The sequence below is a fragment of the Streptomyces sp. 2114.4 genome, from assembly GCF_900187385.1.
In the GTDB taxonomy this organism is placed as follows: domain Bacteria; phylum Actinomycetota; class Actinomycetes; order Streptomycetales; family Streptomycetaceae; genus Streptomyces; species Streptomyces mooreae.
In genome coordinates this window covers 3,483,748-3,506,490 of sequence record NZ_FYEY01000001.1, presented here as the reverse complement: position 1 = coordinate 3,506,490, position 22,743 = coordinate 3,483,748, and the positions used below count along the sequence as shown (strand labels likewise).

Below are 22,743 nucleotides of genomic sequence, written 5' to 3'. Positions count from 1 at the left end.
CCCCTCGTGGCCAGGCTCGCCGGAGCCGACCCCCTGAGGAGGGCCTGACCCGTGAACCCCACCGCTCTGCAGTACCTCCTCGCGGCGGTCGTCGTCCTCCCCCTGCTGGGCGCGGCCGGCGCCCTGCTCCCGGCGCCCCCCGGCCTCAAGGGCCGCAACCCCGGCCAGGCCGTACTGCGCCACGGCGTGACCGTCACCGGTGCCGTGCTCGCCGCGGCCGTCGCGCTGGCCGCCGGCTTCGACCACGACCACCCGGCCCGTATGCAGGCCACCACCGACCTCAGCTGGATCCCGGCGCTGGACATCCGCATCCACCTCGGCGTCGACGGCATCTCGCTCCCCCTTGTCGTACTGACCGCGCTGCTGACCTTCCTCTGCGCCCTCTACAGCTACTTCCACATGCCGACGGGCCCGTCCCCCAAGGCATTTGTGGCCCTGCTGCTCACTCTCGAAGCCGGTACCCTCGCCAGCTTCGCCGTCCTCGACCTGATGCTGTTCTTCCTCGCCTTCGAGATGGTCCTCATCCCGATGTACTTCCTCATCGCCCGCTGGGGCGGTGCGGGAAAGCAGGCGGCGGCCTGGAAGTTCATCCTCTACACGCTGCTCGGCTCCGTCGTGATGCTGCTCGGCCTCCTCCTCATCGGCGTGAAATCCGGCACCTTTGACATGGTGGCACTCGCCACTGACAACGGGCCGAAAGCGCAGCTCAGCCACACGGTTCAGCTCCTGGCGGTGCTCGCGGTCGGCATCGGACTGGCCGTCAAGTCCCCGCTGTGGCCGCTGCACAGCTGGCTGCCGGACGCCCACACCGCCGCCCCCACCGTCGGCTCGGTGCTGCTGGCCGGCGTCCTGCTGAAGATGGGCACCTACGGCTTCGTGCGGATCGCGCTGCCCATCACCCCCGAGGGCATGCACACCTTCGCGCCGTACCTCGCCGCGCTGGCCGCCATCGGCATCATCTACGGCTCGCTCGCCTGCCTCGCCCTCGTCCGCAAGGGCGCGGGCGGCGACCTCAAGCGCCTGATCGCCTACAGCTCCGTCGGCCACATGGGCTTCGTGCTGCTCGGCATCGCCAGCATGACCCCCACGGGCGTCAACGGCGCGCTGTTCGCCAACATCGCCCACGGCCTCATCACCGGCCTGCTCTTCTTCATGGTCGGCGCGCTCAAGGACCGCACCGGCAGCACCGACCTCGACACCCTGTCCCGCCAGTCGCCCGACCACCGCCCCTCAACGAGCGGCCTTGCCGCGCCCCTTCCGTACGGCACCGGCGCCGCCCTCTACAGCAAGGCCCCCCGCTTCGGCGGCCTGCTCGCCTTCGGAGCGGTCGCCTCGCTGGGCCTCCCCGGGCTGGCCGGCTTCTGGGGCGAGATGCTGGCGATGTTCGGCGCCTTCCGGCCCGCCGCCGGGCTCAGCCGCCCCGCCTTCCTGACGTTCATGGCGCTGGCCGGCCTCGGCACCCTGCTGACCGCCGCCTACCTGCTGCTCGTCGTCCGCCGCGTCTGCATGGGCGGCACCCCGGCGGCCGTGGAAGCCGTCCCGGCGGTCGAGGAGGGCACCGCGACGGCGGCCGAAGCGGCCACCACGGCCCCGGCCGCACCGGCCCCCGTCATCCCCGACCTCGCGCGCTACGAGTACGCGGCCTGGACCCCCCTCGCCGTCCTCACCGTCCTCGCCGGACTGTGGCCCGCGGCCCTCCTCGGCCTCACCGACCCGGCCGTCCAGCAGCTCCTCGGAGGCGGTAAGTGATGAGCACGGTGACCCCTCTGGTCCAGTCCGTCGACTGGCTCGCCCTCGCGCCGCCCACCCTCGCCGCGGCCGTCGCCCTGGTGATCCTCGTCGCCGACCTCTTCCTCCCGGCGGCCCGCAAGCCGCTGCTGGGGTGGATCGCGACGGCGGGCCTCGCGCTCGCCACGCTGTCCCTGCTGCCCCTCCTGGACGGCGACCGCCGCACCTTCTGCCTGCCCGCCCACCCGGACGTGTGCAGCTATGCGGCCGACCCGTTCGCCCTGGTCATCCAGTTCCTGGTGCTCGGCGGGGCGCTGCTGACCGCCCTGCTGTCCATCGACACCGTCCGGGACCAGGACCTCCCCGCCGGCGAGTACTGGTTCCTGCTGCTCTCCTCGGCGGCCGGCGCCGCCCTGCTGCCCGCCTCCCGCGACCTCGCCACCCTGGTCATCGCCCTCGAAGTCGCCTCCCTGCCCGCCTTCGCGCTGGTCGGGCTGCGGCGCGGCGACCGGCTCTCCTCCGAGGCCGCGCTCAAATTCTTCCTGTCCTCGGTGGCCGCCACCGCCGTGATGCTGCTCGGCGTGAGCTTCCTCTACGCGGCCACCGGCAGCCTGCACCTCTCCCGGGTGGCACACGCCCTCACCCACCTGCCCGACCCGCGCCTGGCCACCCTGGCGAGCGCCGGCGCCGCCCTCACCCTGGTCGGCTTCGCCTTCAAGACGGCCGCCGCCCCGTTCCACTTCTGGGTGCCGGACACCTACGTCGGCGCGCCGCTGCCCATCGCCGGCTACCTCTCCGTGGTGGGCAAGGCCGTCGGCTTCTCCGGCCTGATCCTCGTCACCGTCCAGGGCTTCCCCTCGTACGCGAACGTCTGGGGCCCGGCACTGGCCGTCCTCGCCGCGCTCACCATGACGGTCGGCAACGTCGCGGCCCTGCGCCAGGACCCCCGCCGCGCGCACAGCGCCGTACGCCTGCTCGCCTGGTCCTCGGTCGGCCAGGCCGGCTACCTCCTGGTCCCGATCGCGGCGGCGGGCTACGCCCATGACCCGGGGCGCGCCATCGGCTCCACCGTCGCCTACGCCCTGATGTACGCGGCCGTGAACCTCGGCGCCTTCGCCGTCGCCGCCCTGGTGGCCCGTACGAGCCCCGCGAACCGCATCAGCGACTACCGGGGCCTGTACCACCAGCGGCCCGTGGCGGCCCTCGCCCTCGGCTTCTTCCTGCTCTGCCTCGCCGGACTGCCGCCCGGCATCATCGGCCTGTTCGCGAAGGTCACGGTCTTCTCCGCGGCCGTCGACGCGGGGCTGGCCTGGCTCGCCGTGATCATGGCCGTCAATGTCGTGATCGCGCTCTACTACTACCTGCAGTGGACCACGGTCCTCTTCCGGGGAGCCGGCGAAACGGAGGTCACCGAGGAGGCGGCAGGGGCCAAAACCCCCGCCCCCGCGGGGCACCCGGCCGGCACCGCGGTCCCGGCCCCCCTGGCCACCGCCATCGCGCTCGCCGCCGTCCTCGGCATCGCCCTCTCCGGCGCTCCGCAGCTCGTCCTGCGCTTCGCCTCCGGGGCGCTGCTCTGACGACTGCTTCCACGGCTGTTCCCACGGCCGCCCCCGCCCCGTCCCGCGGGATCCTCGGCGGCCCGCAGCACGGCCACGGACGGCCCCAGGGGCCCACACCGGCCTCCACCCCACCCGTACGGCGCCACGCCCCGGCGGGCGCGCCCGCATGCCCTCCCCGGTGCGCCGGCGGCGGACAGGGAACCTGGCTCGTTCATCTCGCGTTGACCAGTGAGTAAGGGTCCACTGGTCAGTGGAGAAACGCAGCACAGGGTTCCCCTGCCGCACCGCTTGGAGGGCGTACCGTGCACCGCCGGCACAACGGGCTCAGGACCGCCGTACTCCTCGGGGGCCTGTCCGCCCTCATCATCGTCATCGGCAGCCTCTTCGGCCGTATGGGCCTGATCATCGCCGTCGTCGTGGCCCTGGGCACCAACGCCTACGCCTACTGGAACAGCGACAAACTGGCCCTGCGGGCGATGCGCGCCCGCCCGGTCAGCGAGTTCGAGGCGCCACAGCTCTACCGCATGGTCCGTGAGCTCTCCACCGCGGCCCGCCAGCCCATGCCGCGCCTGTACATCTCCCCGACCCAGGCGCCCAACGCCTTCGCCACCGGCCGCAACCCCCGCAACGCCGCGGTCTGCTGCACCGACGGCATCCTCCAGCTGCTCGACGCACGCGAACTGCGCGGCGTCCTCGGCCATGAGCTCAGCCATGTCTACAACCGCGACATCCTGATCTCCTCCGTCGCCGGCGCGCTGGCCTCCGTCGTGATGTTCCTCGTCAACTTCGCCTGGCTGATCCCGGTGGGCCGCTCCGACGACGACGAGGGCCCCGGCCTCCTCGGCATGCTGCTGATCATGATCCTCGGCCCGGTCGCGGCCTCCCTCATCCAGCTCGCCGTCAGCCGCTCGCGCGAGTACGAGGCCGACGCCGCGGGCGCCCAGCTCACCGGCGACCCGCTGGCCCTGGCCTCCGCGCTGCGCAAGCTGGAGACCGGAACCCGGCAGCTCCCGCTCCCGCCCGAGCCGCGCCTGGAGACCGCCGGCCACATGATGATCGCCAACCCGTTCCGGGGCGGCGGCCTGTCCCGGCTCTTCTCCACCCACCCCCCGATGGACCAACGGATCGCCCGCCTCGAAGACATGGCCGGCCACCGTCCCTGAGGCCCCCGGTTCCACCGGGACCGGTGGCCGTCAGCAGGCACCCGGCGCATCATGAACGCAACGATTCACCGGGCTCCGCGCGTCTAGCACCGCAAGTACATTCTCCGCCGTGCCCGTGGAAGGCTGCTGATCATGAAGTTCATCCTCAACGTCCTCTGGCTGGTCCTCAGCGGCTTCTGGCTGGCGCTCGGCTACGTCTTCGCAGGCATCATCTGCTGCATCCTGATCATCACCATCCCGTTCGGCATCGCGTCCTTCCGGATCGCGGGCTACGCCCTGTGGCCCTTCGGCCGGACGACCGTCGTGCGCGACGACGCCGGCGCCGGATCGGCGATCGGCAATGTCATCTGGATCATCTTCGCGGGCTGGTGGCTGGCCCTGGGCCACATCGTCACCGGCATCGCCCTGTGCGTGACGATCATCGGGATCCCCTTCGGCATCGCCAACTTCAAGATGATCCCGGTCTCCCTGATGCCCCTGGGCCGCGACATCGTCCCCACCGACGAGCCGTTCGCCGCCCGCTGACCGCCCGCTGAGCGCGAGGGCCGCCGCCCGGGGCCCTCGCGTCCCGCCGCGCGCCCCTCATGGCGCCGCCCCGACACACCGGTGGGGCGGCACGCCGAAGCGCGCCGCCCCATCCCGTGGCTCCCGAAAGCCGGGCTGCTACCGGTAGTTCACGAACTGCAGGGCGAAGTCCAGGTCCTTGCCCTTGAGCAGCTGCTGCACCGCCTGCAGGTCGTCCCGGCTCTTCGAGCTGACCCGCAGCTCGTCGCCCTGCACCTGCGCCTTGACGCCCTTCGGGCCCTCATCGCGGATGATCTTGGCGACCTTCTTGGCGTTGTCCTGCGAGATCCCCTCCTCGATCGAGGCGAAGATCTTGTACTCCTTGCCCGAGGCCTGCGGCTCACCGGCGTCCAGCGCCTTCAGCGAGATCCCGCGCTTGACCAGCTTGGACTGGAAGATGTCGAGCACGGCCTTCACTCGCTCCTCGGCGTTGGCCCGCATCTCGATCTTCTCGCCCGACCACTCGATCGACGCGCCCACGCCCTTGAAGTCGTAGCGCTGCGAGATCTCCTTGGCGGCCTGGTTGAGGGCGTTGTCGACCTCCTGCCGCTCTACCTTCGAGACGATGTCGAAACTGGAGTCGGCCATGTTGAGTTGGCTCCTCGTACGTAGATCCGTCAGGGCTGCGGCCCTTCCCGGGCCCGCCTGCCAAGCCTAGCCACCCGGCCAAGATCCAGCGCTCCCGAATCGAGTGGCGAACCACCCCCAGCCATCGGGTATGGTTTACGTCGTTGCCACGGAGCACCGCCCCACAGCGGCTCTCCCGGCAGCAAACCCAGGCGGTGTGCCCGAGCGGCCAAAGGGAGCAGACTGTAAATCTGCCGGCTCAGCCTTCCCAGGTTCGAATCCTGGCGCCGCCACAGGGAACGAAGGGCCCCTGGTCTGCGATCACCGCAGACCAGGGGCCCTTTGGCATGGACCGGGGGCCCGGTGTGTCCTTCGGACCCCGGCAGGCGTCCTACCGCGGTGCCGCCGACACCGCCCGCACCGCGTCCACCACCGGCACATCCCCGGCGATCAGCTCCAACGTCTTGCCGATCGTGCCCGGTTCGTCGAGGAGGGCCATCAGGGTGGCGGCGACGTCGTCGCGGGGGACGGGGCCGCGGCCGGTCGCGTCGGCCAGTGTCACCCGGCCCTCCCCGGGCTCGTTCGTCAGCCGGCCGGGCCGCAGGATCGTCCAGTCCAGGCCGGCCCGGGACCGGATGTCCGCGTCGGCTGCGGCCTTGGCCCGCAGGTAGGCGGCGAAGACCGGTTCGGTGCCCTCCGGCGGCTCGCGGTCCGCCCCCATGGAGGAGATGACGAGGAAGCGCCGTACGCCCGCGGCCTCGGCCGCGTCCGCGAAGAGCCGCGCCGCGTCGCGGTCCACCGTTTCCTTGCGTTCGGTGCCGCTGCCCGGCCCCGCACCCGCCGCGAAGACGGCCGCGTCGGCGCCTTCCATGTGCCGGGTGACGTCCTCCACCGACGCCGACTCCAGGTCGCAGACCACCGGCTCGGCGCCCGCGGCCAGCAAATCACCGGCCTGCTCCGGCCGGCGGACGATGCCCGCGACCTCGTCCCCGCGCCCGGCGAGCAACCGCTCCAGCCGCAGCGCGATCTGACCATGTCCACCTGCGATGACAATGCGCATGATCCCGACCGTACGCCGAAGGCCCGTCGCACCGTGTGGGACCGGCCGGGGTCCGGGGGCTTCTCGCCGCCGTGGCTCAGCGCTGCGACTGCCGGGGCAGCTCCAGCGCCACCTCCGCCGCCGAGTCGCAGTACTCCCGCACCGCGCTGGTACGGGCGACCACCCGCCCGCGGTGGATCACGATCCGGCTGTAGGCCAGCGACAGCACCCCGGCGATCCGCTCGCCGCGCACCGCCAGCAGCTCCGCGGGGAAGCCCGCCTCGACGCGCACCTCGGGCAGGCCCAGCGTCGCCCGCGCCGCCGCACTCACGGTCTCGTACGCCGCATCCGGCGTGGCCTCCCCCAGGGAAGCCAGGAGGTAGGCCGCCTCCAGCGGGTCGCCCCGCCCGACCGGGTTCGCCACGTCCCGCAGCGCCCCGCTGCCCGCCGCCACCCGCACCCCGGCCGCCCGCAACAGCCGTACGGGCGCCGGCCGCGACACCCGCGAGCCGTACCGCTCCAGCCCGGTGCAGTCGCCCTGCGGCAGACAGACGACGGCGACCCCGGCGGCCGCCAGCTGCTCGGCGACCCGCGCCGCCACGCTCCGCGGCATCCGGGCCATCCCGGCGCACGGCCCGAGGGCGACGCCTGGCCGCAGTCCGCCGGCCATCGCCGCGAACCGCGCCAGCCGTGCCGGATCGTCGCCGTCGGTGTGCAGGTCCACCGGGCAGCCGTGCTCTCCGGCCAGCTCCAGGACCGTTTCGACGTACCCGGCCGGGTCGGGGTCGAGGTCCGGGCAGCCGCCGATGACCGCGGCGCCCATCTTCACGGCGTCCCGCAGCATCGCCAGCCCGTCCGCACCGGCCACCCCGGTCAGCACCCGCGGCACCGCGACCGCCGCCAGGTCGGCCAGCCCGCGCAGTGACCGGCGGGCCTGCAGCACCGCCTCCAGCGAACGCAGGCCCTGGACGTCGCCGATCCGGACGTGACTGCGCGACGCGGTGGCGCCGTGCCCCAGCTGCAGCAGCGCGGCCTCGGTCGTCCGCCGCTGGACGTCCTCGGGGGACCCGGAGGCGGGGCCTTCGGCGTCCGCCGTCAGGGCGGTGTCGCAGTGCGCATGAGGTTCGGCGGGGGCGGGGAGCAGGAGGTAGCCGGCGAGGTCGACGCGGGCGCCCTGCGGGGCGAGGCTGCCGGCCGTTCCGACGGCCTCGATGCACCCGCCGCCGAGCCGTACGTCCACCGTCCGGCCGTCCGCGAGCCGGGCACCGCACAGCACCAGCGCACCGCTGTCCGGCCCGGCGTAGCGGCCAACGCCGCCGGGCCTTCCCGGCTGGGGCTGCGGCGAACTGCTGTCGGACATCGCGCTCCTCGAAGCCACCGGCGTGCAAGATCACGCAGCGTTCTTCCGAGCCTAGGGCGCTGCCGGGAGAGCTTCGCGCAGGCGCGAAATAGTCGTACCGGTGTGGTGCGCGGGGCCGTTGGGGCACGGCCCGGATACGGATTTCACGTTTGGCGGCGGGCCGTGTAATGTCTTCATCGCTCGCCCCAATAGCTCAGTCGGCAGAGCGTCTCCATGGTAAGGAGAAGGTCTACGGTTCGATTCCGTATTGGGGCTCTGATGTGTGAGGTACCCGCCTTCGGGCGGGCACCGCTCGCATCGCAGCGGTGTAGCTCAGTCGGTAGAGCAAGCGGCTCATAATCGCTGTGTCACCGGTTCAAGTCCGGTCACCGCTACTGACAGTAGCCGATTGTGGGGTCGGTCCTCCGATCGGCTACTCTTTTATGCGTTAATCCGACCACCCGTCCGTCCAAGGAGCACTCACGTGGCTGCCACCGACGTCCGCCCGAAGATCACGCTGGCCTGCGTGGAGTGCAAGGAGCGGAACTACATCACCAAGAAGAACCGGCGTAACGACCCGGACCGTCTTGAGATGAAGAAGCACTGCCCCCGTTGCAACTCGCACACCGCGCACCGCGAGACGCGATAACACAGGCTCGTCCGTGAGGCCGTCCCCATTTGTGGGGGCGGCCTCACGGCGTTATCACCATCAGTACAGGGAGGTTGCGAGCCCATGGCGCTCGACCAGTCTTTTGTCGGACGCACGTACCCGCCCACCGACCCGTACGAGGTCGGCCGGGAAAAGATCCGCGAATTCGCCGAGGCGATCGGTGACACCAACCCCGCTTACACGGACGCCGAAGCGGCCAAGGCACTCGGCCACTCCGATGTGATCGCGCCGCCGACCTTTGTGTTCGCGATCACTTTCCAGGCCGCGGGCCAGGTCATCGAAGATCCGCAACTGGGCCTTGACTACAGCCGGGTGGTGCACGGCGACCAGAAGTTCGCCTACACCCGGCCGGTGCGCAGCGGGGACCGGCTGAGCGTCACGTCCACCATCGAGGCCATCAAGTCCATGGCGGGCAACGACATCATCGACATCCGCGGCGAGGTGCACGACGAGGCGGGCGAACACGTCGTGACCGCCGTCACCAAGCTGGTGGCCCGCGCCGCGAAGGAGGCCTGAGATGACCGCCACGATTTCCTACGACGAGGTCGAGGTCGGCACCGAACTCCCGGCGCAGACCTTCCCCGTGAGCCGCGCCACGCTCGTCCGGTACGCGGGCGCCTCCGGCGACTTCAACCCGATCCACTGGAACGAGAAGTTCGCCAAGGAGGTCGGACTGCCGGACGTCATCGCCCACGGCATGTTCACCATGGCCGAGGCGATCCGCGTGGTCACCGACTGGGCCGGCGACCCGGGTGCGGTCGCCGAGTACGGCGTGCGCTTCACCAAGCCCGTCGTCGTCCCCAACGACGAGACCGGTGCCCTGATCGAGGTCACCGCCAAGGTCGCCGCCAAGCTGGACGACGACGACCGTACGGTCCGGGTCGACCTCACCGCGGTGAGCGCGGGCCAGAAGGTGCTGGGCATGTCCCGCGCCGTGGTCCGTCTCGCCTGAGCGGCCCCTTGCGGGGGCGGCCGGCCGGGCATCGCCGGACCGTCCCCGTACCCTTGGGCGCGTGCAGGAACTCCACGACGCCCCCCTCGCCCCGCTCACCACCTTCCGCCTCGGCGGACCGGCCACCCGCCTCGTCACGGCCACCACCGACGACGAGGTGATCGAGACGGTCCGCGCGGCCGACGAAGCCGGGACCCCGCTGCTGATCATCGGCGGCGGCAGCAACCTCGTGATCGGCGACAAGGGCTTCGACGGCACGGCCCTGCGCATCGCCACCCGCGGCTTCGCGCTCGACGGCACGGACCTCACCCTCGCCGCCGGCGAGAACTGGTCCGACGCGGTCGCCCGTACGGTCGAGGCCGGACTGGCCGGTGTGGAGTGCCTGGCGGGCATCCCCGGCTCGGCGGGCGCCACCCCGATCCAGAACGTGGGGGCGTACGGCCAGGAGGTCTCCGCCACGATCACCGAGGTCGTCGCCTACGACCGCCGGGCCGGCGAGACGGTCACGATCCCGAACGCGGAGTGTGGCTTCTCGTACCGCCACAGCCGCTTCAAGGAGCACCCCGACCGGTTCGTGGTGCTGCGGGTGCGCTTCGCCCTGGAGGACGCCGGAGGGCTCTCCGCGCCCCTGAAGTACCCCGAGACGGCCCGCGCCCTCGGCGTCGAGGCCGGGGACCGGGTTCCGGCCGCGGTCGCCAGGGAGACCGTTCTGGCGCTGCGCGCGGGCAAGGGCATGGTGCTGGACGCCGACGACCACGACACCTGGTCGGCCGGCTCCTTCTTCACCAACCCGATCCTCACCGAGGCCGAGCACGCCGTCTTCCTGCGGCGCGTCCAGGACCGCCTCGGCCCGGACACCGCCCCGCCCGCCTTCCCGGCCGGCGACGGCCTGGTGAAGACCTCCGCCGCCTGGCTCATCGACCGGGCCGGCTTCACCAAGGGCTACGGCACCGGCCCGGCCCGCATCTCCACCAAGCACACCCTCGCGCTCACCAACCGCGGCAGGGCCACCACCGAGGACCTGCTCGCCCTGGCCCGCGAGGTCCGCGACGGTGTCCATGCGGCCTTCGGCGTCACGCTCGTCAACGAACCGGTCACGGTCGGCGTCAGCCTCTAGACGGGCCTTGGACGGGTCCGTCACGGCAGGCCCCGGGGCGCCCGAGCAGCCCCGGGAACGCTACGCGCCCAGCCAGTCGTCGATCTCCGCCAGCAGCCGCCGTTGCTCGTCCTGGGGGGCGCACGAGCCGCGCACCGACTGCCGGGCGAGTTCGGCCAGTTCGGTGTCCGTGAAGCCGTGTGAGGTGCGGGCGATCTCGTACTGCGCGGCCAGCCGGGTGCCGAACAGCAGCGGATCGTCCGCGCCCAGCGCCATCGGCACGCCGGCGTCGAAGAGTGCCCGCAGCGGTACGTCCTCCGGCTTCTCGTAGACCCCCAGCGCCACGTTCGACGCCGGGCACACCTCGCAGGTCACCCCGCGCGAGGCCAGCCGGCGCAGCAGCACGGGGTCCTCAGCGGCCCGTACGCCGTGCCCGACCCGGCCGGCGTGCAGATCGTCCAGGCAGTCCCGGACGCTGGCCGGCCCCGACAGCTCGCCGCCGTGCGGTGCCGCCAGCAGTCCGCCCTCCCGGGCGATGGCGAAGGCCCGGTCGAAGTCCCGGGCGAAACCGCGGCGTTCGTCGTTGGACAGCCCGAAGCCGATCACCCCCCGGTCGGCGTAGCGCACCGCGAGGCGCGCCAGCGTGCGGGCGTCCAGCGGGTGCTTCATGCGGTTCGCGGCGACCACGACGCGGATGCCGAGCCCGGTGTCACGGGAGGCGCCGTCCACCGCGTCCAGGATGATCTCCAGGGCCGGGATCAGCCCGCCCAGCCGCGGTGCGTACGAGGTCGGGTCGACCTGGATCTCCAGCCAGCGCGACCCGTCGCGAACGTCCTCCTCGGCGGCCTCGCGGACCAGCCGCTGGATGTCCTCGGGTTCCCGCAGACACGACCGGGCGATGTCGTAGAGCCGCTGGAAGCGGAACCAGCCGCGCTCGTCCGTGGCTCTCAGCCGGGGCGGTTCACCGCTCCGCAGCGCCTCGGGCAGATGGACGCCGTACTTGTCGGCGAGCTCCAGCAGGGTCGCGGACCGCATCGAACCGGTGAAGTGCAGGTGCAGATGGGCCTTCGGCAGTCGGCGCAGGTCTCGAGGTGCGGCTCCGCCGCGGGCACGAACGCTCTCCATCCCAAGATCTTGCCGTACGGGGGCGGTGCGCCGGTAGGCCTTTCCCGAAGGGGGTCCTGGAGAACGGACGAGCGGGCGCCGGGAAGGTCTCCCGGCGCCCGCTCGTGTCACCTCCGGATTTTCGGAGGTGAGCTGCTTTCGAAGGTCTACTTGGCCTCGGCCAGCAGCTTCTGCAGCCGCGACACGCCCTCGACCAGGTCCTCGTCGCCCAGCGCGTAGGAAAGCCGCAGGTAGCCGGGGGTGCCGAAGGCCTCACCCGGGACGACGGCGACCTCCGCCTCCTCCAGGATCAGCTCGGCCAGCTCGACGCTGGTCTGCGGGCGCTTGCCGCGGATCTCCTTGCCCAGGAGCTCCTTGACCGACGGGTACGCGTAGAACGCGCCCTCCGGCTCCGGGCACAGCACGCCGTCGATCTCGTTGAGCATCCGCACGATCGTGCGACGGCGGCGGTCGAAGGCGACCTTCATCTCCTCGACGGCCGTCAGATCGCCGGAGACCGCCGCGATGGCCGCCGCCTGCGCGACGTTGGAGACGTTGGACGTGGCGTGCGACTGGAGGTTCGCGGCGGCCTTGATGACGTCCTTGGGGCCGATCGCCCAGCCCACCCGCCAGCCGGTCATCGCGTACGTCTTCGCCACGCCGTTGACGATGATGCACTTGTCGCGCAGCTCCGGCACGACCACGGGCAGCGACGAGAACGCGGCGTCGCCGTAGACCAGGTGCTCGTAGATCTCGTCGGTCAGCACCCACAGGCCGTGCTCGGCGGCCCAGCGGCCGACCGCCTCGACCTGCTCGCGGGTGTAGACCGCACCGGTCGGGTTCGAAGGCGACACGAAGAGCAGCACCTTGGTGCGCTCCGTACGGGCCGCCTCCAGCTGCTCGACGGTCACGCGGTATCCGGTGGTCTCGTCGGCGACCACATCGACCGGGACGCCGCCCGCGAGCCGGATCGACTCGGGGTAGGTGGTCCAGTACGGGGCGGGGACGATGACCTCGTCGCCCGGGTCGAGGATCGCCGCGAACGCCTCGTAGATGGCCTGCTTGCCGCCGTTCGTCACCAGGACGTTCGCGGCCTCGATCTCGTAGCCGGAGTCACGCAGCGTCTTCGCGGCGATCGCGGTCTTGAGCTCGGGGAGGCCGCCGGCCGGGGTGTAGCGGTGGTACTTCGGGTTGCGGCAGGCCTCGATCGCCGCCTCGACGATGTAGTCGGGCGTGGGGAAGTCGGGCTCACCGGCGCCGAAGCCGATCACCGGGCGTCCGGCCGCCTTGAGGGCCTTCGCCTTGGCGTCGACGGCGAGGGTGGCGGACTCGGAGATCGAACCGACACGGGCCGAGACCCGGCGGTCGGTGGGGGACGATGCGGAAGGGGTTGCAGCGCTCATATATGCATCGTTGCAGACCTCTGAGGAGCCCGGTACACGGGTTTGCCGGCACCACCCGGGAGGCCCCGGGGGGATCCTGTTCGACGCCTGGCTCCGAACCACGTACACTCGCTGACCGTTGGCTCCGAACAGGCCGCCGCGGCGCACGCACTTAGTGCAGTCGACCGCATGCGGTAGGTTGGGGGAACCACAAAGGGTCGTAGCTCAATTGGTAGAGCACTGGTCTCCAAAACCAGCGGTTGGGGGTTCAAGTCCCTCCGGCCCTGCTACACGCACTCTCCACCGCAGTGCGTGCACGCGTACGTATGAAATGCACCGCCGTGCGGCTCAACCGGGCGCGGCACGGCCACGACCCGGATTCAGGTGAGGACGAGTGACGGACGCCCTGGGCTCCATCGACATGCCTGAGCGCGGTCGTTCCGAGGACGACACCGCGGAATCCCAGAAGAAGCCCCGCCGTGGCGGCAAGCGCGGCAAGAAGGGCCCCTTCGCGCGGCTCGCGCTCTTCTACCGCCAGGTCGTGGCGGAACTCCGCAAGGTCGTCTGGCCCACGCGTAGCCAGCTGTCGACGTACACCAGTGTGGTGATCGTCTTCGTTGTCATCATCATCGGTCTCGTAACCGTGATTGACTTGGGAATCAACCGAGTCGTCGGGTACGTCTTCGGCTGATCCCGCGGAGGGCGCCTCAGCGGGCGCCCCTTTCGCATGTTCAACCCCTTGAAGCCAGGAAGAAGCAGCCACCGTGTCTGACCCGAACCTGAACGACGCCGCCGACTCCGCAGAGCCGGCAGCGGCCGACGTTGACGCGGCTGCCTCGGCCGAGGTCGAGGGCGACGACACCGCGCTTGAGATCGTCGAGGCCGCCGACGAGGTCGACGAGCTCGACTCCGAGGACGCCGCCGCCGGCGAGCCCGCCGAAGAGGCTGCGGTGCACGTCGAAGAGGACGCCGAGGCCGCCGCCGAGGTCGCCGAGGACGAGGAGCAGGAGCCGGTCGATCCGGTGGCCGCCCTCCGTGACGAGCTCCGTGGTCTGCCCGGCGAGTGGTACGTCATCCACACCTACGCCGGTTACGAGAACCGCGTGAAGACCAACCTCGAGCAGCGTGCCGTCTCGCTGAACGTCGAGGACTTCATCTTCCAGGCCGAGGTGCCGCAGGAAGAGGTCGCGCAGATCAAGAATGGCGAGCGCAAGACCATCCGCCAGAACAAGCTCCCGGGCTACGTGCTCGTGCGCATGGACCTGACGAACGAGTCCTGGGGCGTCGTCCGCAACACCCCGGGCGTCACCGGCTTCGTCGGCAACGCCTACGACCCCTACCCGCTGACGCTGGACGAGATCGTCAAGATGCTCGCCCCGGAGGCCGAGGAGAAGGCCGCCAAGGAGGCCGCCGCGGCCGAGGGCAAGCCGGCGCCGTCCCGCAAGGTCGAGGTCCAGGTGCTGGACTTCGAGGTGGGCGACTCCGTCACCGTCACCGACGGCCCGTTCGCGACGCTGCAGGCGACGATCAACGAGATCAACGCCGACTCGAAGAAGGTCAAGGGCCTCGTCGAGATCTTCGGCCGCGAGACCCCGGTCGAGCTGAGCTTCGACCAGATCCAGAAGAACTAGGTTCTTCCGGACCACCAGCCGAACCGACCAGGTCAGACGGGCTCACAGCCGGTCTGACCTGCTCGGTTTTTGGCCGCACGACGATACCCGTTATCGTTGTGCGGTATGCCTCCATCCGGATGACCGGGTGGATTGGCGAAAAACCTCTCACTAGGACCCGGAGAGAGCATGCCTCCCAAGAAGAAGAAGGTCACGGGGCTTATCAAGCTCCAGATCCAGGCCGGCGCCGCAAACCCGGCCCCGCCGGTCGGCCCCGCGCTGGGTCAGCACGGCGTCAACATCATGGAGTTCTGCAAGGCCTACAACGCCGCGACCGAGTCGCAGCGTGGCATGGTCGTGCCGGTGGAGATCACGGTCTACGAAGACCGTTCCTTCACCTTCATCACCAAGACCCCGCCGGCCGCGAAGCTCATCCTGAAGGCCGCGGGCGTGGAGAAGGGCTCCGGCGAGCCGCACAAGACCAAGGTCGCCAAGATCACGCGCGACCAGGTCCGTGACATCGCCACCACCAAGATGCCCGACCTGAACGCCAACGACCTGGACGCCGCCGAGAAGATCATCGCCGGCACCGCCCGTTCCATGGGCATCACGGTCGAGGGCTGATCTCAGCCCCTCAGGCACCACCCCGTGGCAGGACCAGGCGCTGGTCCGCACCACGACTCCACCCCACTGCATCAGGAGCAGAAGTGAAGCGCAGCAAGACTCTTCGCAACGCGGACGCGAAGATCGACCGGGAGCGCGTGTACGCCCCCCTCGAGGCCGTCCGTCTCGCCAAGGACACCGCGTCCGTCAAGTTCGACGCGACCGTCGAGGTCGCCATGCGTCTGGGTGTCGACCCGCGCAAGGCCGACCAGATGGTCCGTGGCACCGTGAACCTCCCGCACGGCACCGGTAAGACCGCCCGGGTCCTGGTCTTCGCGACCGGTGACCGTGCTGCGGCCGCGGAAGCCGCCGGCGCCGACATCGTCGGCTCGGACGAACTGATCGACGAGGTCTCCAAGGGCCGTCTGGACTTCGACGCCGTCGTCGCCACCCCGGACCTCATGGGCAAGGTCGGCCGCCTCGGCCGCGTGCTCGGTCCGCGTGGTCTGATGCCGAACCCGAAGACCGGCACCGTCACCCCGGATGTCGCCAAGGCTGTCACCGACATCAAGGGCGGCAAGATCGAGTTCCGCGTGGACAAGCACGCGAACCTCCACTTCATCATCGGCAAGGTCTCCTTCGACGAGACCAAGCTGGTGGAGAACTACGCCGCGGCGCTCGAGGAGATCAACCGCCTCAAGCCGTCCGCCGCCAAGGGCCGCTACATCAAGAAGGCGACCGTCACCACCACGATGGGCCCCGGCATCCCGCTGGACGCCAACCGCACCCGCAACCTCCTCGTCGAGGACGAGGCCGTCTGATCTCCCCGATCGACGCCTCGTAGCGCGTGATCCACGCGTCAGGCCCCGTTTCTCCCGGTGGAGAGACGGGGCCTGACGCATGTGCGGTCAGTGGCCTGCACTACAGTCCCCCCGAGGTCGACACACATGATCCAAGGGGGAGCCTCACATGCGCAGCACGCGTATAGCCGCCGCCGTGGCGGGTGCCGTGATTCTGGTGGGCGGTCTGAGCGCCTGCAACAACGACGAGGGCGGCAAGGCGTCCGGGGCCGGGAGCAGCAGCACCGGCGGCAGCGACGCGGGCGGGAAGCAGGACCCGGCGCAGAATCCGGCGGACGCGCTGAAGGCCGCCCAGCAGGCGACCAAGGCCAAGAAGACCGCGAAGATCGACGGCTCCACGACCGCGACCATGGTCGGCAAGCAGGTGAAGCAGTCCACCAAGGGCGATCTGGACTGGTCGCAGGGCATGCGGATGAACGTGGAAAACACCATGGACGTCGCCGGGAGCTCCGGTAAGCCGCTCAAGCCGGTCAAGGCGATCTACGCCGAGGACGCCGTGTACATGAACATGGGCGGCGCCCTGCCCGGTGGCGGCGGCAAGCCCTGGACGAAGTACCCCTACAGCTTCCTGTCGAAGAAGCTGGGCGGCACCGGCACCCTGCTCCAGGAAGCGCTGCAGAAGGCCGACCCGAGCCAGGCGATCGAGCTGCTGGCCGCCTCCGGCTCCGCCAAGGCCGTCGGCACGGAGGACGTGGGCGGCGTCCAGGCGACGCACTACACCGGCACCCTCGAGCTGGACCAGCTGAGCGACAAGCTCGGCAAGGACCTCCGCGACATGATGCGCAAGCAGCTCGCGAAGGGCGGCGCGAAGAGCGAGCAGCTCGACGTCTGGATCGACTCCCACGACCTGCTGGTCAAGAAGCGGGAGAAGCTCGGCGGCAAGCAGCCCAGTGACTCCACCGTGTTCTACACGGGCTACGGCACCAAGGTCGACGTGGCCCCGCCGCCGGCGGACCAGACGACGACCGCGCCCGGCGCCTGACCGGTACCGCGCACGTCTGACGGCGTGGGCGGGGCCCTGCGATGTCCCCGTCCACGCCGATTTGCCTGAGCGCATCCCGCTCCCGTATCTTTTCCCGGAAGCCAAAGACCGCTGGTTGTCTCTGCGCGTCCGGTCCCGGACGTGTGGTGGCCGAAGGATCCGCTAGCTGCGGACGGCCTGCGCAGGTGTGTATGGATGAACTCCCGGACGGATTCCGATCCGCCCCGGTCGAGTACGCCCCGTGCGCCTGCGCCGGGGCGTTTGTTTTGCCCAGCCCCTTCTGCGCGGTCCTCATCACCCGGAAGGAGGCCGAGGCTCATGGCGACGTCTGACAAGAACGCAGCCGTTGCGGAGATCACGGGGAAGCTCCGTGACTCCCACGCAGCTGTTGTGACTTCTTACACCGGACTGACTGTGGCGCAGCTCAAGGAGCTGCGTCGTTCTCTCGGCGAGAACGCTCAGTACCGTGTGGTGAAGAACACGCTGACCAAGATCGCGGCCAAGGAGGCCGGGATTCAGCTGGACGAGCACCTCAAGGGCTCGACCGCTGTCGCCTTCGTGACCGGTGACCCGGTCACGGCGGCGAAGGGTCTTCGTGACTTCGCCAAGGAGAACCCCGCTCTCGTCATCAAGGGCGGTGTCCTTGACGGCAAGGCGCTGACCGCCGACGAGATCAAGAAGCTTGCGGACCTCGAGTCCCGTGAGGTTCTGCTCGCCAAGCTGGCGGGTGGCATGAAGGCGTCCATGGCCAAGGCCGCGGCGACCTTCCAGGCCCCGCTCACGAAGTTCGCCCGCACCGCGGACGCGCTTCGCAGCAAGGTCGAGCAGGGCGGTGCCGGTACGCCGGCTCCCGCCGAGGCTGCCGAGTAACCACTCGGACGCCCAGCGGGCCCGTAGTACGCCCGCCAGACATGTACATCCGGCACCAGCCGAATTAGTGGAAGGACCGCCACCATGGCGAAGCTCAGCCAGGAAGACCTGCTCGCGCAGTTCGAAGAGATGACCCTCATCGAGCTCTCCGAGTTCGTGAAGGCCTTCGAGGACAAGTTCGACGTCGAGGCTGCCGCCCCCGTCGCCGTTGCCGCCGCCGGCGCCCCGGGTGCCCCGGCCGCCGCCGAGGCCGAGGAGCAGGACGAGTTCGACGTCATCCTCACCGGTGCGGGCGACAAGAAGATCCAGGTCATCAAGGTCGTGCGTGAGCTGACCTCCCTGGGTCTGAAGGAGGCCAAGGACCTCGTCGACGGCACCCCGAAGCCGGTCCTCGAGAAGGTCGCCAAGGACGCCGCTGACAAGGCCGCCGAGGCCCTCAAGGGCGCCGGCGCCTCCGTCGAGGTCAAGTGACCCCACGGAGTCTCTGACTCCCGTCCACGGCGCCTGAGGCGTCACGGACACCAGCCAAGGGCGATCACCCATGCGGGTGGTCGCCCTTCGGCGTGCTCGCCACGGCTGCATTCTCTCGCGCCTGCGTGCGAGTATGGTGATCATCGTTGCCCGGACGTGCCCCCATGTGACGATCTCCCTGAGGTGGGGGGCCTTGACGAACCGGACGCGGCGCGCAATTCTCGGGACGCGACGCAGAAGCGATCCAGGGTTCGAGGCATAGATCGCCGACGAAGAGGGAAGCATCGGTGTGCGCCACTGGCGCAGGGCTTTCGGCAGGCGCAGGGCAATGGGCGTAGAGAAGAACAACGAGGAGTTCCTCCGGTGCGGAGGACACGGCCTCCCGGAGGGAGAAGATCGGTATCACGGCGTTGAACCGGTCTCCGGAAACTCGCTCTGGACATCAGTGTGCCAAGTGGCTACACTGACCCTTTGCGCTGCCTGTTAGCTGCTCCCTGCCCGTCACCAGGGGCATACCCGAGCCCGAGCAAAGCTGAATGATCTGCCCTGACCTGGGCTTTCCCTCAGTCTGTTCGGTTCGGGACCGGTACGCGCGTAGTGAGTCCGAGCCCTCGGAAGGACCCCCTCTTGGCCGCCTCGCGCAACGCCTCGACTGCCAATACGAACAACGGCGACAGCACCGCCCCGCTGCGCATCTCTTTTGCGAAGATCAAGGAGCCCCTCGGGGTTCCGAACCTCCTTGCGCTGCAGACCGAAAGCTTCGACTGGCTGCTCGGCAATGCCGCATGGAAGGGTCGCGTCGAGGCTGCGCTGGAGAGTGGGCAGGAAGTCCCCACCAAGTCCGGTCTGGAGGAGATCTTCGAAGAGATCTCCCCGATCGAGGACTTCTCCGGGTCGATGTCGCTGACGTTCCGCGACCACCGCTTCGAGCCCCCGAAGAACTCCATCGACGAGTGCAAGGAGCGCGACTTCACGTACGCGGCTCCGCTCTTCGTCACCGCTGAGTTCACGAACAACGAGACCGGCGAGATCAAGTCCCAGACGGTCTTCATGGGCGACTTCCCGCTCATGACGAACAAGGGCACCTTCTGCATCAACGGCACCGAGCGTGTCGTCGTCTCGCAGCTGGTGCGCTCGCCGGGCGTGTACTTCGACAGCTCCATCGACAAGACGTCCGACAAGGACATCTTCTCCGCCAAGATCATCCCGTCCCGGGGTGCCTGGCTGGAGATGGAGATCGACAAGCGCGACATGGTCGGTGTGCGCATCGACCGCAAGCGCAAGCAGTCCGTGACCGTTCTGCTCAAGGCTCTCGGTTGGACGACCGAGCAGATCCTCGAGGAGTTCGGCGAGTACGAGTCGATGCGCGCCACCCTGGAGAAGGACCACACCCAGGGCCAGGACGACGCGCTGCTCGACATCTACCGCAAGCTGCGTCCGGGCGAGCCGCCCACGCGTGAGGCCGCGCAGACGCTGCTGGAGAACCTGTACTTCAACCCGAAGCGCTACGACCTCGCGAAGGTCGGCCGCTACAAGGTCAACAAGAAGCTCGGCGGCGACGAGCCGCTGGACGCCGGTGTGCTGACCACCGATGACGTCATCGCCACGATCAAGTACCTGGTCAAGCTGCACGCCGGCGAGACCGAGACGATCGGCGAGAACGGCACGGAGATCGTCGTTGAGACCGACGACATCGACCACTTCGGCAACCGCCGTCTGCGCAACGTCGGCGAGCTCATCCAGAACCAGGTCCGTACGGGTCTCGCCCGTATGGAGCGCGTCGTGCGCGAGCGCATGACCACCCAGGACGTCGAGGCGATCACGCCGCAGACCCTGATCAACATCCGGCCGGTCGTCGCCTCCATCAAGGAGTTCTTCGGCACCAGCCAGCTGTCCCAGTTCATGGACCAGACCAACCCGCTGTCGGGTCTGACCCACAAGCGCCGTCTGTCGGCGCTGGGCCCGGGTGGTCTCTCCCGTGAGCGGGCCGGCCTGGACGTCCGTGACGTGCACCCCTCGCACTACGGCCGCATGTGCCCGATTGAGACCCCCGAAGGTCCCAACATCGGTCTGATCGGCTCGCTGGCCTCCTACGGCCGGGTCAACGTCTTCGGCTTCATCGAGACGCCCTACCGCAAGGTCGTCGACGGCCAGGTCACGGAGGAGGTGGACTACCTCACCGCTGATGAGGAGGACCGCTTCCTGATCGCCCAGGCCAACGCGAAGCTGACCGACGACATGCGCTTCGCCGAGCAGCGTGTCCTGGTCCGCCGTCGTGGCGGCGAGGTCGACCTGGTCCCCGCCGACGAGGTCGACTTCATGGACGTCTCGCCGCGCCAGATGGTGTCGGCCGCGACCGCCATGATCCCCTTCCTCGAGCACGACGACGCCAACCGTGCGCTCATGGGCTCGAACATGATGCGCCAGGCCGTTCCGCTGATCAAGGCGGAGTCGCCGCTGGTCGGCACCGGCATGGAGTACCGCTGTGCGGTCGACGCCGGTGACGTCATCAAGGCGGAGAAGGACGGTGTGGTCCAGGAGGTCTCCGCGGACTACATCACCGTCGCCAACGACGACGGCACGTACACCACGTACCGCGTCGCCAAGTTCACCCGCTCCAACCAGGGCACCTCCTTCAACCAGAAGGTCGTCGTGGACGAGGGCGCGCGGGTCATCGAGGGCCAGGTCCTCGCCGACGGTCCGTCCACGGACGAAGGCGAGATGGCGCTCGGCAAGAACCTGCTCGTGGCGTTCATGCCGTGGGAGGGCCACAACTACGAGGACGCGATCATCCTGTCGCAGCGCCTCGTGCAGGACGACGTCCTCTCCTCGATCCACATCGAGGAGCACGAGGTCGACGCCCGTGACACCAAGCTGGGCCCCGAGGAGATCACCCGGGACATCCCGAACGTCTCCGAGGAGGTCCTCTCCGACCTCGACGAGCGCGGCATCATCCGTATCGGTGCCGAGGTCGTGGCCGGCGACATCCTCGTCGGCAAGGTCACGCCCAAGGGTGAGACCGAGCTGACCCCCGAGGAGCGCCTGCTCCGCGCGATCTTCGGTGAGAAGGCGCGCGAGGTGCGCGACACCTCGCTGAAGGTGCCGCACGGTGAGATCGGCAAGGTCATCGGCGTCCGCGTCTTCGACCGCGAAGAGGGCGACGAGCTGCCCCCGGGCGTGAACCAGCTGGTCCGCGTCTACGTCGCCCAGAAGCGCAAGATCACCGACGGTGACAAGCTCGCCGGCCGGCACGGCAACAAGGGCGTCATCTCCAAGATCCTCCCGGTCGAGGACATGCCGTTCCTGGAGGACGGCACCCCGGTCGACATCATCCTCAACCCGCTGGGTGTCCCGTCCCGAATGAACCCGGGACAGGTCCTGGAGATCCACCTCGGCTGGCTCGCCAGCCAGGGCTGGAAGGTCGAGGGCGTCGAGGAGGAGTGGAAGAAGCGTCTGCACGCGATTTCCGCCGACGAGGTCGCCCCGGGCTCCAACGTCGCCACCCCGGTGTTCGACGGTGCGCGCGAGGACGAGATCTCCGGTCTCTTCGAGTCGACGATCCCCAACCGCGACGGCGAGCGGATGGTCAAGGGCTCCGGCAAGGCGCGGCTGTTCGACGGCCGCTCCGGTGAGCCGTTCCCGGACCCGATCTCGATCGGGTACATGTACATCCTCAAGCTGCACCACCTGGTCGACGACAAGCTCCACGCGCGTTCGACCGGTCCGTACTCGATGATCACCCAGCAGCCGCTGGGTGGTAAGGCTCAGTTCGGTGGCCAGCGGTTCGGTGAGATGGAGGTGTGGGCGCTGGAGGCATACGGCGCCGCGTACGCCCTCCAGGAGCTGCTGACGATCAAGTCCGACGACGTGACCGGCCGCGTGAAGGTCTACGAGGCCATCGTCAAGGGCGAGAACATCCCCGAGCCCGGCATTCCCGAGTCCTTCAAGGTGCTCATCAAGGAAATGCAGTCCCTGTGCCTCAACGTGGAGGTGCTGTCCTCGGACGGCATGTCCATCGAGATGCGCGACACCGACGAGGACGTCTTCCGCGCAGCGGAGGAGCTCGGCATCGACCTGTCCCGGCGCGAGCCGAGCAGCGTCGAAGAGGTCTGACGGGAGTTCCGGCCGCGGGGAGTCAGCGATGGCTCCCCCGGCCGGCCCCAGGACCCCCGTTTCAGACCCCA

At 69.7% G+C, this 22,743-nt stretch carries 21 protein-coding genes and 4 tRNA genes; 20 read left to right on the top strand and 5 right to left on the bottom strand.

The genetic code is table 11. The annotated features are described in order from the left end of the window. Window positions 1-51 precede the first annotated feature (51 nt). The 4 genes from CFW40_RS15275 to CFW40_RS15260 all read left to right on the top strand — a co-directional run bounded on the left by CFW40_RS15275 (window position 52) and on the right by CFW40_RS15260 (window position 4,975). Window positions 52-1,749: a NuoM family protein gene (locus CFW40_RS15275; protein ID WP_088798428.1), complete on the top strand. Its 1,698-nt coding sequence runs from the start codon at window positions 52-54 to the stop codon at window positions 1,747-1,749. Continuing rightward, the gene (locus tag CFW40_RS15270; RefSeq protein WP_088798427.1) at window positions 1,749-3,305 is read left to right on the top strand and encodes an NADH-quinone oxidoreductase subunit N; all 1,557 of its coding nucleotides are present in this window, start codon (window positions 1,749-1,751) and stop codon (window positions 3,303-3,305) included. The genes CFW40_RS15275 and CFW40_RS15270 overlap by 1 nt, the downstream gene beginning before the upstream one ends. Before the next feature lie 284 nt (window positions 3,306-3,589). Beyond that, entirely contained in the window at window positions 3,590-4,450 is an 861-nt protein-coding gene (gene htpX / locus CFW40_RS15265) for a zinc metalloprotease HtpX (RefSeq protein WP_088798426.1), read from the top strand. Between the two features lie 132 nt (window positions 4,451-4,582). Continuing rightward, complete coding sequence (locus CFW40_RS15260) at window positions 4,583-4,975, top strand: YccF domain-containing protein (RefSeq protein ID WP_088798425.1); 393 nt, start codon at window positions 4,583-4,585, stop codon at window positions 4,973-4,975. A gap of 138 nt (window positions 4,976-5,113) precedes the next feature. On the opposite strand, the gene CFW40_RS15255 is transcribed toward CFW40_RS15260, so the two are convergent. Beyond that, on the bottom strand, window positions 5,114-5,602 hold the full coding sequence (locus CFW40_RS15255) for a YajQ family cyclic di-GMP-binding protein (RefSeq protein ID WP_018090929.1): 489 nt from the start codon (window positions 5,600-5,602) through the stop codon (window positions 5,114-5,116). Window positions 5,603-5,792: 190 nt separating this feature from the next. On the opposite strand from CFW40_RS15255, the gene CFW40_RS15250 reads away from it, so the two are divergent. Continuing rightward, window positions 5,793-5,874 (top strand) — tRNA-Tyr (locus tag CFW40_RS15250). A 98-nt stretch (window positions 5,875-5,972) separates the two neighbouring features. Here the strand turns inward: CFW40_RS15250 and CFW40_RS15245 are convergent. After that, window positions 5,973-6,641, bottom strand: coding sequence for an NAD(P)H-binding protein (locus CFW40_RS15245; protein WP_088798424.1), 669 nt, complete (start codon window positions 6,639-6,641; stop codon window positions 5,973-5,975). Window positions 6,642-6,717: 76 nt separating this feature from the next. Beyond that, on the bottom strand, window positions 6,718-7,980 hold the full coding sequence (locus tag CFW40_RS15240) for an amidohydrolase family protein (protein ID WP_088798423.1): 1,263 nt from the start codon (window positions 7,978-7,980) through the stop codon (window positions 6,718-6,720). Between the two features lie 182 nt (window positions 7,981-8,162). Between CFW40_RS15240 and CFW40_RS15235 the strand changes: the two genes are divergently transcribed. The 6 genes from CFW40_RS15235 (at window position 8,163) to CFW40_RS15210 (ending at window position 10,698) form a co-directional block, all read left to right on the top strand. Continuing rightward, window positions 8,163-8,235 (top strand) — tRNA-Thr (locus CFW40_RS15235). 46 nt (window positions 8,236-8,281) lie between these two features. Further along, window positions 8,282-8,354: transfer RNA gene (locus CFW40_RS15230), tRNA-Met, on the top strand. Between the two features lie 89 nt (window positions 8,355-8,443). Further along, window positions 8,444-8,608: a 50S ribosomal protein L33 gene (rpmG, locus tag CFW40_RS15225; protein WP_006604855.1), complete on the top strand. Its 165-nt coding sequence runs from the start codon at window positions 8,444-8,446 to the stop codon at window positions 8,606-8,608. 84 nt (window positions 8,609-8,692) lie between these two features. Continuing rightward, a complete protein-coding gene (locus CFW40_RS15220; protein WP_088798422.1) occupies window positions 8,693-9,145 on the top strand; it encodes a MaoC family dehydratase N-terminal domain-containing protein in 453 nt (150 codons plus the stop codon). A gap of 1 nt (window position 9,146) precedes the next feature. Then, window positions 9,147-9,581, top strand: a complete 435-nt coding sequence (locus CFW40_RS15215) for a MaoC family dehydratase (RefSeq protein ID WP_088798421.1) — start codon at window positions 9,147-9,149, stop codon at window positions 9,579-9,581. A 61-nt stretch (window positions 9,582-9,642) separates the two neighbouring features. Next, window positions 9,643-10,698: a UDP-N-acetylmuramate dehydrogenase gene (locus CFW40_RS15210; RefSeq protein ID WP_088798420.1), complete on the top strand. Its 1,056-nt coding sequence runs from the start codon at window positions 9,643-9,645 to the stop codon at window positions 10,696-10,698. Window positions 10,699-10,758: 60 nt separating this feature from the next. On the opposite strand, the gene CFW40_RS15205 is transcribed toward CFW40_RS15210, so the two are convergent. Further along, window positions 10,759-11,802 (bottom strand): adenosine deaminase, encoded by a 1,044-nt coding sequence (locus CFW40_RS15205; protein ID WP_088798419.1) that lies wholly within the window; start codon window positions 11,800-11,802, stop codon window positions 10,759-10,761. Window positions 11,803-11,948: 146 nt separating this feature from the next. Next, window positions 11,949-13,184 carry a pyridoxal phosphate-dependent aminotransferase gene (locus CFW40_RS15200; protein ID WP_088798418.1) on the bottom strand — a complete coding sequence of 412 codons (1,236 nt, stop codon included), beginning with the start codon at window positions 13,182-13,184 and terminating at the stop codon, window positions 11,949-11,951. A gap of 193 nt (window positions 13,185-13,377) precedes the next feature. On the opposite strand from CFW40_RS15200, the gene CFW40_RS15195 reads away from it, so the two are divergent. The 9 genes from CFW40_RS15195 to rpoB all read left to right on the top strand — a co-directional run bounded on the left by CFW40_RS15195 (window position 13,378) and on the right by rpoB (window position 22,672). Next, a tRNA-Trp gene (locus CFW40_RS15195) sits at window positions 13,378-13,450 on the top strand. Between the two features lie 107 nt (window positions 13,451-13,557). After that, window positions 13,558-13,854: a preprotein translocase subunit SecE gene (gene secE / locus CFW40_RS15190; RefSeq protein ID WP_042155825.1), complete on the top strand. Its 297-nt coding sequence runs from the start codon at window positions 13,558-13,560 to the stop codon at window positions 13,852-13,854. A gap of 73 nt (window positions 13,855-13,927) precedes the next feature. Further along, on the top strand, window positions 13,928-14,794 hold the full coding sequence (gene nusG, locus CFW40_RS15185; protein WP_088798417.1) for a transcription termination/antitermination protein NusG: 867 nt from the start codon (window positions 13,928-13,930) through the stop codon (window positions 14,792-14,794). 168 nt (window positions 14,795-14,962) lie between these two features. Beyond that, window positions 14,963-15,397, top strand: coding sequence for a 50S ribosomal protein L11 (gene rplK / locus CFW40_RS15180; protein ID WP_009715899.1), 435 nt, complete (start codon window positions 14,963-14,965; stop codon window positions 15,395-15,397). An 83-nt stretch (window positions 15,398-15,480) separates the two neighbouring features. Beyond that, the gene (rplA, locus tag CFW40_RS15175; RefSeq protein ID WP_088798416.1) at window positions 15,481-16,197 is read left to right on the top strand and encodes a 50S ribosomal protein L1; all 717 of its coding nucleotides are present in this window, start codon (window positions 15,481-15,483) and stop codon (window positions 16,195-16,197) included. Window positions 16,198-16,345: 148 nt separating this feature from the next. Continuing rightward, a complete protein-coding gene (locus tag CFW40_RS15170) occupies window positions 16,346-17,218 on the top strand; it encodes a hypothetical protein (protein WP_256331461.1) in 873 nt (290 codons plus the stop codon). Between the two features lie 318 nt (window positions 17,219-17,536). After that, entirely contained in the window at window positions 17,537-18,088 is a 552-nt protein-coding gene (rplJ, locus tag CFW40_RS15165) for a 50S ribosomal protein L10 (RefSeq protein ID WP_088798415.1), read from the top strand. 84 nt (window positions 18,089-18,172) lie between these two features. Continuing rightward, the gene (gene rplL, locus CFW40_RS15160; RefSeq protein ID WP_088798414.1) at window positions 18,173-18,559 is read left to right on the top strand and encodes a 50S ribosomal protein L7/L12; all 387 of its coding nucleotides are present in this window, start codon (window positions 18,173-18,175) and stop codon (window positions 18,557-18,559) included. 627 nt (window positions 18,560-19,186) lie between these two features. Continuing rightward, complete coding sequence (gene rpoB, locus CFW40_RS15150) at window positions 19,187-22,672, top strand: DNA-directed RNA polymerase subunit beta (protein ID WP_088798413.1); 3,486 nt, start codon at window positions 19,187-19,189, stop codon at window positions 22,670-22,672. Window positions 22,673-22,743: the final 71 nt, after the last annotated feature.